Origin of the sequence: Streptomyces shinuiensis, assembly GCF_043660855.1 — a bacterium.
Classification (GTDB): Bacteria; Actinomycetota; Actinomycetes; order Streptomycetales; family Streptomycetaceae; genus Streptomyces.
In genome coordinates, this window is record NZ_JBIHML010000002.1 from 40,677 (window position 1) to 54,113 (window position 13,437).

14 protein-coding genes are annotated in these 13,437 nt (G+C 67.4%); 8 read left to right on the top strand and 6 right to left on the bottom strand.

Annotated elements, in window-relative coordinates; genetic code table 11:
• The first annotated feature begins 74 nt into the window (after positions 1–74).
• Positions 75–389 carry an integration host factor, actinobacterial type gene (mihF, locus tag ACGRHY_RS27060; RefSeq protein WP_394638269.1) on the top strand — a complete coding sequence of 105 codons (315 nt, stop codon included), beginning with the start codon at positions 75–77 and terminating at the stop codon, positions 387–389.
• A 40-nt stretch (positions 390–429) separates the two neighbouring features.
• Here the strand turns inward: mihF and ACGRHY_RS27065 are convergent, their stop codons facing one another.
• From ACGRHY_RS27065 to ACGRHY_RS27075, 3 genes are read right to left on the bottom strand one after another with little or no spacing between them, the layout of a single operon-like run.
• The gene (locus ACGRHY_RS27065; RefSeq protein ID WP_394638270.1) at positions 430–1,110 is read right to left on the bottom strand and encodes a hypothetical protein; all 681 of its coding nucleotides are present in this window, start codon (positions 1,108–1,110) and stop codon (positions 430–432) included.
• Positions 1,111–1,147: 37 nt separating this feature from the next.
• Positions 1,148–2,164, bottom strand: coding sequence for an alpha/beta fold hydrolase (locus ACGRHY_RS27070; protein WP_394638271.1), 1,017 nt, complete (start codon positions 2,162–2,164; stop codon positions 1,148–1,150).
• Between the two features lie 4 nt (positions 2,165–2,168).
• Positions 2,169–2,675 carry a GNAT family N-acetyltransferase gene (locus ACGRHY_RS27075; RefSeq protein WP_394638272.1) on the bottom strand — a complete coding sequence of 169 codons (507 nt, stop codon included), beginning with the start codon at positions 2,673–2,675 and terminating at the stop codon, positions 2,169–2,171.
• 216 nt (positions 2,676–2,891) lie between these two features.
• Here ACGRHY_RS27075 and ACGRHY_RS27080 point away from each other — a divergent pair, with 216 nt between their 5' ends.
• Positions 2,892–3,260: a hypothetical protein gene (locus ACGRHY_RS27080; protein WP_394638273.1), complete on the top strand. Its 369-nt coding sequence runs from the start codon at positions 2,892–2,894 to the stop codon at positions 3,258–3,260.
• Positions 3,261–3,958: 698 nt separating this feature from the next.
• Here ACGRHY_RS27080 and ACGRHY_RS27085 read toward each other — a convergent pair.
• Entirely contained in the window at positions 3,959–5,179 is a 1,221-nt protein-coding gene (locus tag ACGRHY_RS27085) for an ATP-grasp domain-containing protein (protein ID WP_394638274.1), read from the bottom strand.
• Between the two features lie 529 nt (positions 5,180–5,708).
• Here ACGRHY_RS27085 and ACGRHY_RS27090 point away from each other — a divergent pair.
• Together ACGRHY_RS27090 and ACGRHY_RS27095 are read left to right on the top strand one after the other, a co-directional pair.
• Complete coding sequence (locus tag ACGRHY_RS27090) at positions 5,709–6,494, top strand: helix-turn-helix domain-containing protein (protein WP_394638275.1); 786 nt, start codon at positions 5,709–5,711, stop codon at positions 6,492–6,494.
• Positions 6,495–6,626: 132 nt separating this feature from the next.
• A complete protein-coding gene (locus ACGRHY_RS27095; protein ID WP_394638276.1) occupies positions 6,627–7,091 on the top strand; it encodes a hypothetical protein in 465 nt (154 codons plus the stop codon).
• Here the strand turns inward: ACGRHY_RS27095 and ACGRHY_RS27100 are convergent.
• Positions 7,063–7,854 carry an IS5 family transposase gene (locus ACGRHY_RS27100; RefSeq protein WP_394638339.1) on the bottom strand — a complete coding sequence of 264 codons (792 nt, stop codon included), beginning with the start codon at positions 7,852–7,854 and terminating at the stop codon, positions 7,063–7,065. The two genes, ACGRHY_RS27095 and ACGRHY_RS27100, sit on opposite strands and share 29 nt — an antisense overlap.
• A 458-nt stretch (positions 7,855–8,312) precedes the next feature.
• Positions 8,313–9,233, bottom strand: a complete 921-nt coding sequence (locus ACGRHY_RS27105; protein WP_394638277.1) for a helix-turn-helix domain-containing protein — start codon at positions 9,231–9,233, stop codon at positions 8,313–8,315.
• A 396-nt stretch (positions 9,234–9,629) separates the two neighbouring features.
• Here ACGRHY_RS27105 and ACGRHY_RS27110 point away from each other — a divergent pair, with 396 nt between their 5' ends.
• From ACGRHY_RS27110 to ACGRHY_RS27125, 4 genes are read left to right on the top strand one after another with little or no spacing between them, the layout of a single operon-like run.
• Complete coding sequence (locus tag ACGRHY_RS27110) at positions 9,630–10,247, top strand: hypothetical protein (protein ID WP_394638278.1); 618 nt, start codon at positions 9,630–9,632, stop codon at positions 10,245–10,247.
• Positions 10,244–10,843, top strand: coding sequence for a toxin (locus ACGRHY_RS27115; protein ID WP_394638279.1), 600 nt, complete (start codon positions 10,244–10,246; stop codon positions 10,841–10,843). Before ACGRHY_RS27110 ends, ACGRHY_RS27115 begins: the two co-directional genes overlap by 4 nt.
• Before the next feature lie 5 nt (positions 10,844–10,848).
• Positions 10,849–12,045, top strand: a complete 1,197-nt coding sequence (locus ACGRHY_RS27120) for an MAB_1171c family putative transporter (RefSeq protein WP_394638280.1) — start codon at positions 10,849–10,851, stop codon at positions 12,043–12,045.
• Positions 12,038–13,435, top strand: coding sequence for an FAD-dependent monooxygenase (locus ACGRHY_RS27125; RefSeq protein WP_394638281.1), 1,398 nt, complete (start codon positions 12,038–12,040; stop codon positions 13,433–13,435). Before ACGRHY_RS27120 ends, ACGRHY_RS27125 begins: the two co-directional genes overlap by 8 nt.
• Positions 13,436–13,437 lie beyond the last annotated feature (2 nt).

The window sequence follows — 13,437 nt, forward strand, 5'->3', positions numbered from 1 at the left end:
AACCACGACCGGCGGTTCGCCCCATTCTGCCGAGGTCCGCGACCGCGAGATCTCACCGAGAAAGGTAGGACACCATGCCCCTTCCCACCCTCACCGATGACGACCGCGACGCAGCGCGCCAGAAGGCCATCCTCGCCCGGCAGGCACGCAGCGCCGTGCGGGCGAGCCTCAAGGCCGGGACCCTGACGCTCGCCCAGGTGCTGGACCGGGCGGACAGCGTGGTCGGCCGCATGCCGGTGCGACAGCTCCTGACCGCGCTGCCCGGTATCGGCCAGGTCCGCGCCACCCGGTCGATGAACGCCCTGGGCATCCCCGAGGGGCGCCGTGTTCAGGGCCTGGGGCATGCCCAGCGCGCCAAGCTCTTGGAGGAGTTCCCCAGCGCCGCGTAGCGCGCCTGCCCGGTGACCGGTGCCGCGGCGCCGGTCTCGGTCAGCTGCCTGCGGGGAGCTTGCCGACGGCAGTCTTGATGTGACGGTCCACTAAGGCGGGGGCGCCCACGAGCATGACCGCGACATTGCCCTTGCGGACCACCATAGTCTTGAGCACCTGCGCTCCGGAGGGCAGTTCCATGGTCGAGGTGTAGGCGAACTGTTCATCGCCCAGTTCCGGAGTGACCGACTTGGACACCTTCACCTCGATGGGGGTGGTGCCCGACGTCATCGTGTAGGTGGGGCATGACGTGTAGGCGCCGAACAGCTCCCGCAGCTTGCTGGAGAGCACCGAGGGGCGATCGCTATGCACTTCCTCGCCCAGCGTGGCGTCCCGGTCGTAGGTGAAGCTGGCCTGCGCTTTCGCGGCGAACATGTCCTCCTCGCCGCTCTGGCTCAGCTTCTCCAATGCAGGGCAGCCCTGCACCGAGATGTCGTCGAACTTCTCACCGCCGGGCTCCTCTTGGACCTGGACGTAGCCGGACCCGAGGTCCGCCTGGGTGAGCAGCAGGGGGCGGAGGGCGCCTTCGTCGAGCGGTTTGGCCTCAGCTGCTGGCTTGGCCTTCGGCTTCGCGTCGCCGCCGTCTCCTCCCCCGCTGCTGCACCCCGTGATCAGTACGCCGCACACCGCGGTGCCCAGCATCCATCGTCGTCGCGTCCCGGACGTTGAGATGCGCATCATGTGGCTCAACTCCCTCCCCGAGTGCCGGGACATGACACTACTGCCTCGTGTAGATCATCTCCTCCCGGCCCACGCGTGTCGCGGTCGCGCTGCGTCGAGCGAGCCAGTGCTCGTTCCAGGGGAGGCGTCCTCCGGCGCCGAGCGCCCCGCGCTTGGTGAACAACAGCCGGGTGGCGGCCCGCAGGATGGTGTCGGTGGCGCTCGGCGACGTCGGCCGTTGGCCGCGAGCAGCCTCCACCAGGTCTGTCAACAACATGGCCAGCAGCGCTGGTTGCTCGCTGGGAACCCGGTGGGTGGCACCCTCGAGCACATGCACCCGCGCGTGGGCGAGCTCGGCAGCGAGGCGGCATGTGTGCACGGGCGGGATGATCCGGTCCTGCGCTCCCGTGACCAGATGGACGGGGATGTTCCGCAGGGCGGTAAGGTGGCCCGCCACATCGAATTCCAGGATGGCCCGGAACCAGGCGGCCGCCACGTCGGTGGTCGGCCGCGGTGCCACCGAGGGGGCCAGGAGGTCGCGCAGGTAGCGGGTGGAGCGTGGCGCCCGGGTGCAGGCCTGCGCGATGGCGGTGCGCGCGCTGCCAACGACGCGGGTGAGCGGCGGGTGTCCGGCCAGGCGCAGGTCCATCTGGCCGCTGCTGGCACTCACCAGCAGCAGGCCGACCAGCCGCGCGGCGGCGGTGCGTCCGCGCGTCGCAGCGCCCGTCAGCACGGCCATCGCCCCCATCGAGTGCGCGGCCACGATCGCCGGGGTATCCGGGCTGAAGGCGCTCAGCACGGCCTGCAGGTCATCGGCCAGGACGCGCATGTCCGCCGGGGCATGGCCTGGGGTGGAGGCTCCGTGTCCGCGCTGGTCGAAGGTGAGGATGCGCGTCCGGTCGTCGGCAGGAAGGTGCCGAATCACGTCGTCCCACACGGCGGCGGAGGCTGACCAGCCGTGCGCCAGTACCAGCGTCACCTCGGACGGGACGCTCGGCTCGCGCCGGTAGACGGCCAGGCGCGCGCCGTCCGGTCGCGTCAGGTGGTGCAGTTCTGCCTGTTCGGTCAGGTCCATCGTGCTACCCGACGGGGACCGTGAGGTCGACGGTGGAGCTGTGAATCGCCGGCCGGGTCGCACCGAGCGTCTTCATGATCTTGAGCATGCGCGCGTTGTCCGAGCCGATCATGACGGTCATGGAGGTGCAGCCGAGGGCGCGGGCCTGCGCCTGGGCGTACTGCGCCAACGTGGTGCCCAGGCCCCGGCTCTGCCACGGGTCCTCAATCATGATGCCGAGCTCGGCGGTGTTGGGATCGGTCGTGCGGACCAGATTGGTGGTCGCGATAAGCTGCTGCGGATCATCCTCCGGGTAGGTGACCCAGGTGAGGCTGCGGTCGGGGCGGGTCAGATGGTGGAACTCGGCGAGGCGCAGTGAGTGCCGGGCGGCCTGGTAGCGGGCGAAGCGCGTCGCGAGCGAGCAGCGGTCGTGCAGTGCGTTCACAGCGTCGAAGTCGTCGAGCGTCGCGGGGCGGGTGATGGTCCCGGTCCCGGTGTGCGGCAGGACGGGCTGATGGGGTGCGGTGGTCATCGGGGCAAGGGTGGGCACAGTAGTCCTCGGCTTAGAAACGGGGAAGCGGGGGCTCAGGACACGGTGCTGGACTGCCGCAACCGCCGGTAGCCCCCGGGAGGGCTACTGACCGGGGTCCGGCACGGCCAGTTGCGGCGCCGTACCCCGTGGCGGGATACCGGCCCATCGCAAGGGAGTCAGTCCTTCGCGGCCGCCCTGGGTGGGAGGCTGTCGTCCATGGCGAAGCTGAACGTCGAAGGACTGGACTGGGCGGCCATGTTGGCGGCGCTGTTCAATCACACGGGGCCGCTCGGGATGGGCGCCCATGGCTCGCTCGTCCACACGAAGCTGTCGGTTCAGGAGGCGCAGCGGTCTCTGGACGCGGTGGAACCCCGGGCGTTCACAGATCTTCCCGTGCCGGGCCGTGCCTACATCGAGCCGGGCGGCGGCGTGCGCAGGGGTCGCTACCTGCGCGGCCACTCGCTGGATCTGGTCTTCGGCAAGGACACGGTCGAAGTCGGTCAGTACGACCGGGACAATGGGGCCGGACTCGCCGAGAAGGTGCTCGCCCGGCTGCGTGAGACCGGTGAGGTGGCCCCCGCCTAGTCGGCTCGGCAGGCCTGCGCGGCCTAAAGGCGGCTCCGGGCATGTAAAGGGCTGGCCGGGGGTGCTCGCCTGTTCGGGCGCTGGGTTGGCGGCTACCGCCTCTCGTGGCGGGCCTCGCCCAGGGCGAGCGCCTGGGCCACGGTGGCGGGGTGGAAGTACAGGAGGGCGGCGCCGTGCTCGCCGTCGGTGTGGGCCGCGTTCAGGCCCGCCAGGATGATCCCGGGTGCGCTGATCCGAAGGTGCCTTGTAGCCGGAAGGTGAGGACTTCGCGTGTCGGCTGCTTGGGGATGCTGCGCGGGACGACGGAGCGGCCGGTGGCTTCCAACTGCTTAAGAACGTCAGGCCAGGACGTAGAGGTCGTGCCCGTCGCAGGGCTGCCCAGGAAGTTCCTGGCCAGCTCAACCCAAATGTCCGCCAGTGCCTCGTTCACGGCGCTGCGCATGGTGAAACCCCTTCTGGGATGTACGTGAGCAGCCGCCATCTTCTCGCTCAGGGTGTTTCGCGGTGCAGTGGGGTCCTCCGCCGTCAGCAGCCCGGCGGGGTGCTCCGGGGACCTGGCCGGGCATGGGGGTTGCCTGCGCGGGTGAGGCTGGGCGTTGCGCCAGTGACGAGCCCCGGCTTGTGGGCGGGGAGGCGGGGAGTTCGGCGGTGAAGAATGCACGCGAGCACACGTTCGGGCTCCTTGTCGGGTCGGTAGGTTATACGGAAAGGCGTGCTGAGCGGATCTCGGCGGCGGCGGTGCGCAAACGGGCGGTGCACTGCGGGTAGTCGGCGCCGGAGACGAGGACGTGTCCGGTGCGCTGCAGGGGGCCCACTGAGTGCTCGGCCGGATACGGGTGGAGGGTTGCGTACGGGGTGATGTGGGGGTGTGTCGCCGCGCTCGGCGACAGCAGCGCGGCGCTGCCGGGCCCCTGGAGGAAACGCACGGCGGTTGCCCCCAGACGGCTCTCCTCGCCGTGCAGGGCCCGGCCGCGGGCGTGGTGGCCGGCCCGGGAGATGAGGTCGACCCCGGTCACCTGCTGGATGAGCATGCCGAGCAGGGGATCGGTGAGGTGGGTTGCGACGCTGATGACGCGTGGGCCGGTAGAGGTGATCCGCATGCGGATCTGAGCCGGTCCCGAGCGGTGTCCCAGGGCGGCCAGCGCGCGGCTTACGGTGTCCTCAACGGCGGGTGCGCAGACGTCGTCGGCGTCGACGACCACTTCCACCGGAACCAGGGCAGGTTCGGCCTGCGGGTCGAAGGTTGCGTGGGAGATCGCGACGACCCTGTGTCCGGATGGGGAGTCGGCGGTGTACGCGGTCGCCTCGATGCCATCGAGCAGAGGCTCGATGACCGTTCCGGTGCCGTGCCAGGTGGCGGCGGTGGCCGCCGAGAAGGCTTCCGCCAGTTCGGGCAGGCCTCTCACCTGGCGCGCGGCGTACCGTCTGCGGGGCGAGGCGGGCTTGCAGACCAGTGGGAAGCCGACCTGGTGGGCTGCTTCCAGGGCCTGGTCATAGGTGTCCGCGTGGAGGGCTGTGCTGTTGTCTATGCCTGCATCGGTGAGGAGTTGGGCCATGCGGTGGCGCATGGTGGTTGCTTCGATCGTCGCGGTGGGCGGCGCGGGCAGGGCGAGCTCGCGGCGGAGCAGTTCGACGGTACGGGCCTGGGCGGGGTGGAAGGTGAGCGCGCCGGCGAGGGACTGGGTGCTGGCGAACTTCTGCACTGTGCTGAGGACTTGGGACGGGTCCATGAGGTTGGCGGTCCGGGCCTCGGCGAGGAGGGGCTGCTGCCAGGTGGGCGGCTCCGCATCGATGAGGAGCAGCGACCCCAGGGCGGCGAGGCGTTGCATGGCGTACTCCCACTCCGCCTGCGGCCCGCTGCCCAGGACGACGAGGTGCCCGGCGGGGCCGTCGTCCCGGTGGGGCGCATGGGTGTTCACGGGCGGTGCTCCAGAAGGTAGGAAGTAGTGCGCTCGCTGGCGTTGCCAGAGGGTGTGGTCACTCTCGCCGGGCGGTCAGGGCGGGGCAATGGCTCCTCGCGCCGATTCCCTGGCGACGGTCGACATGCGGCTCGTTGTGTCGCATAGCGGGACGTGAATCGAATTTCCGATTGCTGCTGGCGGGACACGGTCCACGCCATGGGAGATAGCGGTATTTCCACAGGTCACGCGGGATATCAATGGGACGATGGCCCATGGGGTGGCACTCGGCACCACCAGGTGGTGCTCTCGCGTTCCGCTGCACTGCGCGCGGTCGCGTGCCGCTGCGAAACTGGCTTTGACCTGCTGCTTTATAACACCGCCGCAGGCAACTCCCGAGGTCGGCCGCGGGCTTGGGAGGCCACTGGAAGACCCTCTTCCTAGAAGAGGCGGTTCCTCCACAAGACCGGATCTGCACGGTAGAGATGTGGTTGGCGGGCCCCGTGAGGCGGGATCAAACCCCGCTTGTGCCAACCAGGAGGGACAGTCAGTGATCGACGCCGAGCTTGTCGAGGCCGCCGGCACGGTGGACGACGGCATGACCGCCCACGCCCGGGTCTACCTCGTACTCCAGACCTTGAACAGCATGGGCCCCGGACTGCACCCGCTACGGCGCATCATCGACGAATCCGGAGCCACCAAGTCGACCGTCCACCGCATCCTGCGCGCTGGTGTGGAGGCCAAGCACCTGATCTACCGCGCACCAGGCCGTTACGGCATCGCCACCGACGTGGCCAACCACCGCCCGGACGCGAGCGTCCACCTCAATCTGCCGCACGACAGCGCCCTTGACCGTGAGACCACCGTGCTGCAGCGGCAGACCGCCCAGGTCGCAATGGCGTTCAGCGCCGTCCTGATCGACGACACCCCGGGGCGGCTAATGCTCGACCACACCTACGGACGCCGCAGCGACTTCCAAGCGGCCTTCAACCACGCCGACGTCGACACCAAGGTGGCCCTGCGGTACGCGCCTCTGACCGCGGACGCGGCAGGGCTGGCGATCCTCTCGCACCTCGATGGAGCTCCGCAGAGCCACCTGATGCGGGAGATCCGCTCCGAGGGGTACGTGCTGACCCAGTCACCCCTGCCGGACTGGAAGATGCTCGGTGTGCCGCTGTGGCGCGGCTCGACCGTGTACGGCTCGCTCGTGGTCATGGGGCTGCGCCCGCAGATGGAACGTAACCGTCGCGAGTACGCCGCGGCCGCGTTGGCCTGCGCCGCACGACTAAGCGCCCGCTGCGAGCTGGGCAGCGGTGCCATGCGCCTTGTGAGCTGAGATGCGTTGAGGTTTTCTCTGATCCGCTTTCCGAACGTGATCCGTTGGTTCGGCCTGGGTGGGCATGAAGTCGCGACTGCGACGGGAGGCATGGGGCGTTTGGTCCGCTCGTGTCGCTGGTGGAGGTTGCTCATGCCGTCGGTTCTCGGTCTGCTGGAGGCCCAGGAGAAGAAGGTCCGGGAGGAGGTCGCGCGGTTGCGTGAGGAGGCGGAGCGGGTGCAGGCCGCGCTCGGTGAGGCGGAACGCGCGCTTCAGCGTCTGGTGGATGCCCGTGTGACGGTTGCCGAGGTACTGGCCGAGCCACCTGCCGCGGAACCGGCGCGGACGGCGGTGGCGGGGTCGGTGGCGCCGCACCGGACCGACGGCATGGCGGTGTCGGTCCTGCCGCCGGACTACCAGCGGATCGTGTCGGTGCTGGAGTCGGAAGCGGGCGTGGAGGGCATGCGGTGCCAGCAGCTGGCTGCGGCCCTCGGGCTTGAGGCGGTACCGGCGAAGGTCGAGCGTGTGCGGTCGAAGGCGAAACGCCTAGTGGAGCGAGGATGGGCCGTGCAGGTGCGGCCGGGGATGTTCACCGCGCTCGTGGCGCCGTCCGGTTGAACGCAGCTGGGCGGCGCCCGGCCAGGCGGCCGCTCATGAGCATGGTCATGGACCACCGCACCATGGCCTCGTGCATGACGGGCAGCGTCTCGTAGTCACGCACCAGACGACGCGAACGCATCAGCCAGCTCAGCGTCCTCTCCACCACCCACCTGCGCGGCAGCACCACGAACCCCGCCATGTCGTCGGAGCATCTGACGATCTCCACGGTGAGCCGGCACTTCTCGGCAGCCCAGTCGACCAGCCGCCCGGCATAGCCGCCGTCCGCCCACACCAGGCGGATGGAGAAGTACATCTCGCGCAGCCGCTGCAGCAGCCCGACGGCGGCGTCGCGGTCCTGCACACTGGCCGCGGTCACCGCGACGGCCAGGACCAGGCCAAGGCAGTCCACCACCAGGTGCCGCTTGCGGCCGCCCACCTTCTTCCCGCCGTCCCAGCCGGATGTTGAGCGCGGGATGTTCGCCGCTGCCCGCACCGACTGCGAGTCCACAATCGCAGCCGTCGGGTCCACCGCGCGGCCCGCCTTCTCCCGCACGCGGTCGCGCAGCCGGTCGTGGAACTCGGCGAGCAGGCCCGTCACCTGCCAGCGGCGAGCGAAGGCGTGCAGCCGCCGGTACGGCGGGAAATCCGCAGGCAGGTTGGCCCACTTCACCCCGTTGTCGACCACGTAGCGCACTGCGTCCAGCATCACGCGATGGCGGTAGCCCTCCGGCCGGCCTCTCCGTCCCTGAAACCACGCCGGAACCGGCAGTAACGGCCGGATGACCTGTCACTCCGTGTCCGTCAGGTCCGAGCCGTAACACCGCACACGGTCCGGCCTGTCCGCCGCGTTGCCGAACCTGTGCGCGAGGCAGTCACACGACGGAGACGGTGCGCTGGACTCTTCCGACGCGAGCGCGAAAGACTGCGGCAACAGGGCCTCCTCGTGCTCGTTGGCTTCGAGAACCCCGAACTACCAAGAGGCCCTGCCGTCATGCGCCGACCCCGCCGCGATCACCCGGTCAAGACCCTCGTTCGACCAGACCAGCCCGTTGATCGGTAAGCGGATGGCTTCTCAGGGAACTTGATCAAGCCCTGGCAGCGGGCTGCTTCGCATCGCCGTCCGTGCTCGGGAGCGCGGGGGCGGCACTCGCTGCTGAACTGCGACTGCTCGGCGTTCATCCGGTGTACATGGCGAGTGATTGCCGCCGTGCTTCCGCAACGAACTTCGCACGCAGCGTGTCAGGCGGCGTGGTAGTCGTACGTGCCGCAACTCCCAGGCACGATCTGCTCATCGATGTCGACGAGCACCAGGGTGAGGCGCATGAGTCCGAGACTCTTCAATGACCGCGGGGTCTCCTCGACCAGTCGGCATCCTTGGAGGCCCAGGCGCGGGTCGGGATGACGCAGTTCGCGGACAGCGCCTTCGTGATGGACAAGATCGGCGCCGGTGCCCAAGACCCAGTTAGGCATGTCGGTGAGGTAGGCATCGCGGAGCACGGGGTGCAGGTACACATCTCGGCGGATGGCCTGGAGCCCGTTGTCCTCACTGTGCTGCTCGAGGCTGGACGAGAGCTGCGCAAGCATGGCGAGCTGCCACTTGAGGTGGTCGGCGAGGATGGCCGGGGCATCGGGGTGGAAGAGCCCGAACCTCAGGAAATTCCGCGACGGCATCGCGGTCGGGTGGGACCGCACGTTGCGGAATAGGTCGCGGTATGCCTTGTTCGCCATCGTGATGTCCCACGCCGGATCAATGACGAAGGTAGGCAGCGCGAGCGCGTTCATCATGACGGTGTAGTCACCCAGGAAGGCCGATGAATCCTGCGCGGATGACTCAGTGCGTCGGAGTCTGGTGCGCACCTCCGGCTGCGGGACTCGGCCAGCGGCGTACTGAAAGAGCCGGGCTGTCTGAAACTCAGACATTTCCAGAGCTTCCGCCAAAGCGTAGAGTTTTGCATCCGTCCACTCCTTGACCCGGCCCCGCTCCCAGTTCCCGTAGGCCCGGGCGCTGATGTCCAGCCGCTCGGCAATAGCCTCCTGGCTGAGGCCCAGGTGATCGCGTCTGCCCTTGAGGAAATCCTGCAGTCTCTTGGCTTGCATTTCCGCTGCTACCGACTGCGCAGACTCCTGCTCGCCAGCGTCAAAGTAGGTACCCGCGCGCATGTGCGCTCCCCCTTGATGATGTGGTCAGTGCCCTCCCTGGTACTTGAGGGCACCCCAACCGACTACTGGAACATTTCGGACAATTCCGAGTCGTGGGCAGTGGGCGGTCTGCGAGATGTCACATCGGAGATCGTCACGACTTCGTCCTATCAGCTCTGCGATACGAACTTATGTTCGATCCATCGGCTTGCGGCATCCGCACCCCGGAGAACGCCTCCACCCAGCGATTATCACACCGGGTGTTCAGACGCACCGGTTCTGACACCTGGATCCTGCTACGTGGCGGCGAACATGTCAACGATCGCTTCCCAGTCAGGAAACGATCGTTGAGTAGCGATCCGGAACCGCGTAGTGTTCACGTCAACGGATGCCCACCACACACCCGGGAGCGCCTTGGTGGAACCAAAACTCCCCGAGACTCTGCAGCGCCTCAACGCGCGGACCAGCGAGCAGGGCTTGGAACCGCTTAACGCCCGCCAGCTGTCAGAGCGAACGGCCTTGCCGGAGGAGGTGGTCGAGGCCCTCCTGAAGGGCGACAGTGCGCCACCCGATACGGTAGAAGCGCGCGTATGCACTCGCATCGTGAGGCTCGCGAATGACTACATGACGCGCACCGGAAGCAGGTTGGTTGACCTGATTTCCGCTGTCGTCCGGCACTTCGCACAACAGGGCATCGACATCTCAGAGATGTGGGCGCGTCAGCTCCTCACCGGCAAGAAAGTGCCCAATGTCGCCTATTTGCATGGATTGGGACAATTTTTCCAAGTTGAGGGCGGGGAACAGTTCTTCACCGCGTCTGCTCCCGCAGCCCTCAACCGGGTGCTCCTGGTGGAACTTCGCCGCCTTGAAGGCAGCGAAGCGCAGGACCCCATGGAGGCGCTGATGAAGCGCTACGGTGTCGTCGGCACCGACTTCCGGTTGCATGGACACGGGCCGCTGAACGCTGAACAGCTCGACCGCATCCTTGCAGGCGTCTTCCGCTCCATCTTCCCGACGAGCGAGGACGGCCAATGAACATCAAATCCATGAAGCGGCTCCTGGTTGCCCTCAGTCGGGAGGCCGACAAGAGCATCGATCGGCCGGCGGAACCGCGGGTCGTCATGGAAGCGTTTTGCAGGGCCATGAGCGTGCAGACCGGGCGCCCGATCAAGCTTCTCTTCCGGGCCTTCCCAGCCGATACTCCGGTCACCGGAATGCGTCTTGACTGCGGCGACAACTCACTGATCGTGGTTGAGGAACGAGCAACGCCTGTACAGCAGCTCGTCATCCTGGGACACGAGCTGTGGCACGAGCAGCAGGGCCACTGTGGACATCACGTGGGCGGACTTTCGGCGGCCGGACGTACCCTCCCCGCAGGGGAAGCGCCTGAACTCCTTCAGCGCGCCGTGCAACAGGTCATGGACTCCAGAGAGGTCCCCCACAAGGTCTTCCTTACCGTCGCAGCGCGCGCCGACTCCTCCGACGACCACGAGGCCGACGCCGAGACGTTCGGTCTGCGATTCGGAGCTGAGGTCCGCACATGGATCACCGGACCCTACGCACTGGGCTCGCTCAGTGCATCTACCGTGGAGGGCCGGATCGCCTCCACCTTGACCAACCGCGGGGGCTGACAGCTATGAACCTGTCCGACCTGCACATATCTTATGCGCTGCCCGCTCTGCTCCTGACAGTGGCGCTCATCTTAAAGGTGCCGACCGTTGTCCGTTCCTGGCGGGACCCCGACAAGCGCGCCACCTGGCTGTTTCTCATGTGGGCCTGTGCTGTCTTCTTCTCTGTCGCACCCACGAGCCTGGCGAAGATCAACGACATCTCCGGCGTGCCGAACTTCGCCGCACCATGGACGTACTCGCTGCTCACCGCGTTCTGCGCTTCCTGCATCACCATGATCATCACCTGGCGAGAGGCGCCCTCCGCAAGGCGCCGGACCAAGGTGCGCCGGGTGATCGCGATCTACACCGGCATCGTCGTCGCGCTGTGGAGTACTTTCCTGCTAGCGGATGTTCCCGTTGAACGAGTTTATGACCTTGACACGTACTATGCCAATACGCCGTGGATGCGCGAGCATATCCTGCTCTATCTGATCGCCCACATGGTGTCGGCGCTGGTCGCTGCCGGGATGATCTGGAAGTGGATCCCCGAAGTCAGCTCCGGCTGGCTGAAGTTCAGTTTGTTCCTGCTGCAGACCGGCTACGCACTTGGTCTCGTCTTCGACGTGACCAAGCTCACCGCCGTCGCAGCTCGTTGGAACGGCACCGACTGGGACTTCCTCAGCACGGATGTCGCTCCGCCATTCGCGATCCTCGACGCCACGTTCGTAGGTATCGGCTTTATTCTTCCCGTGATCGGGCCATTCCTGCAGAAATGGCCCCGGGAACAGGCCACTTACTGGGCTCTGCTGCCCCTCGCCCGAGCCATCCGCCACGTTGCTCCCTCCGCAGCCAAGGCCCAAGTCGGCCGCTTCGCACCGCTCGACCTCCGCGTGCTTCAGCGTCAGCAACGCATCGAGGACTGCATGCTCCGGCTGGCCGCCTACTACGACCACGACGCCTACCACCGGGCCTACGCCGTCGCATCCTCCCGGTACGGCGAAAGCCGCGCCCGTGGCTACGCCGGCGCCGTCGCCATTCGTGAAGCCCTCAGCGCGTACCAGGACAGCAGTCCGCGCACATCCAGGGACGAACCCGCCCAGATCGGCGAGGAGATCACCGGCCACCTCCCCGCCATCTCACGAGCGCTGTACCGCCCTCACATCGTCGACAGCATCCGCCAACAAGTTGCGCCCAGCAAAAGAAGCGTGATCTCACATGCCTGACAGATTCACCCGGCGGCGCCCGACCGCTGTCGTCATAGGTGCGAGCGCGGCCGGCTTCCTCGCCGCCTCATCGCTCACCGAGCAGGCTGACGTCCTCGTCATCGACCGAGACATTCTCCCGGAGGGCCCCGAGGTCCGCCGCGGTGTCCCCCAGGCCCGCCACGCACACCTTGTCTGGAGCGGAGGGGTCGAGGCCTTCAACGACCTCCTCCCCGGAGTCGTCGATGACGTGGTGGCCCGGGGAGGCCGTCTCGTCCGCATCATGGGCGACATGGTCAGCAGGGCTCCCAACGAGGTGTGGTTCCGACGCTTCACCAGCACCGACCACTCCAATCTGGTCTGCTCCCGAGCCCTACTCGACGCTGCCCTGCGCGACCGCGTCCTGGCCGACCACAGGATCACGCTTCTCCAGGACACCACTGCTGTCCGTCTGGAGGGCACCGCCGAAGGTGTGACTGGCCTCTGCGTTCGAAAGGGCGACCATGAGGAGACCCTGACCGCCGACCTTGTCGTCGACGCGTCCGGTCGAGGCTCGCACGCCCCCCAGTGGCTCCAGGACCTTGGCCTGCCCAAGGTCACCGAGCGGGAAGTCAACGCTGGCGTCGCCTACGCCACCCGCCTGTACGAAGCACCCCGCGCGGTTACGGGTTCCTTCCCTCTCGTCAATATCCAAGCCAACCCGGCCAAATCTCCGGGTCAGGGCGGCATCATCCTGCCCATCGAAAACGGCCGCTGGATCGTCACCCTGTCCGGCACCCGAGGAGGCGAGCCGACCGGCGACCCCGACGCCTTCGTCGATTTCGCCCTCAACCTCGGCGATCCCGTCATCGGTGATCTACTGAAGAACGCCGAGCCTGTCAGTGACGTCGTCACCACCCGCAGCACAACCAACCAACGCCGTTACTACGAGAAGGTGAAGCCCTGGCCTGACGGATTCATCGTCGTCGGCGACGCGATAGCCGGCTACAACCCTGTCTACGGACACGGCCTGACCGTCGCGGCCCAGTGCGCCGTGGCCATCCGAAATGTCCTGCGCTCTCATCCCGTCACCACACGCGGCACCGCTCAACGCCTCCAGAAGGCCGCCGCCCGCCCCGTTGCCGCGGCCTGGGAATTGGCCGTGGGGCAAGACGCCTTTTACCCGGGAGCCACCGACAATCCGCCCACCCCTGTACAACGCTTTCTGGCCCGATACGTCGATCGCTGCGTGGTAACCGGCTCGAGGAACCCTCGCGCTTTGGGTGCCCTCCTGGACGTGATGAGCCTGCGGAGGCCCCCCACTCGCCTGTTCTCGGTAGACATGCTCTGGCCCATGCTGGTCGGCCGCAAGAAGCCGCACCTCGATGCCCCGCCTCTGCGCGCAGATGAGTGGCAAAGCGCACAGCGCTGATT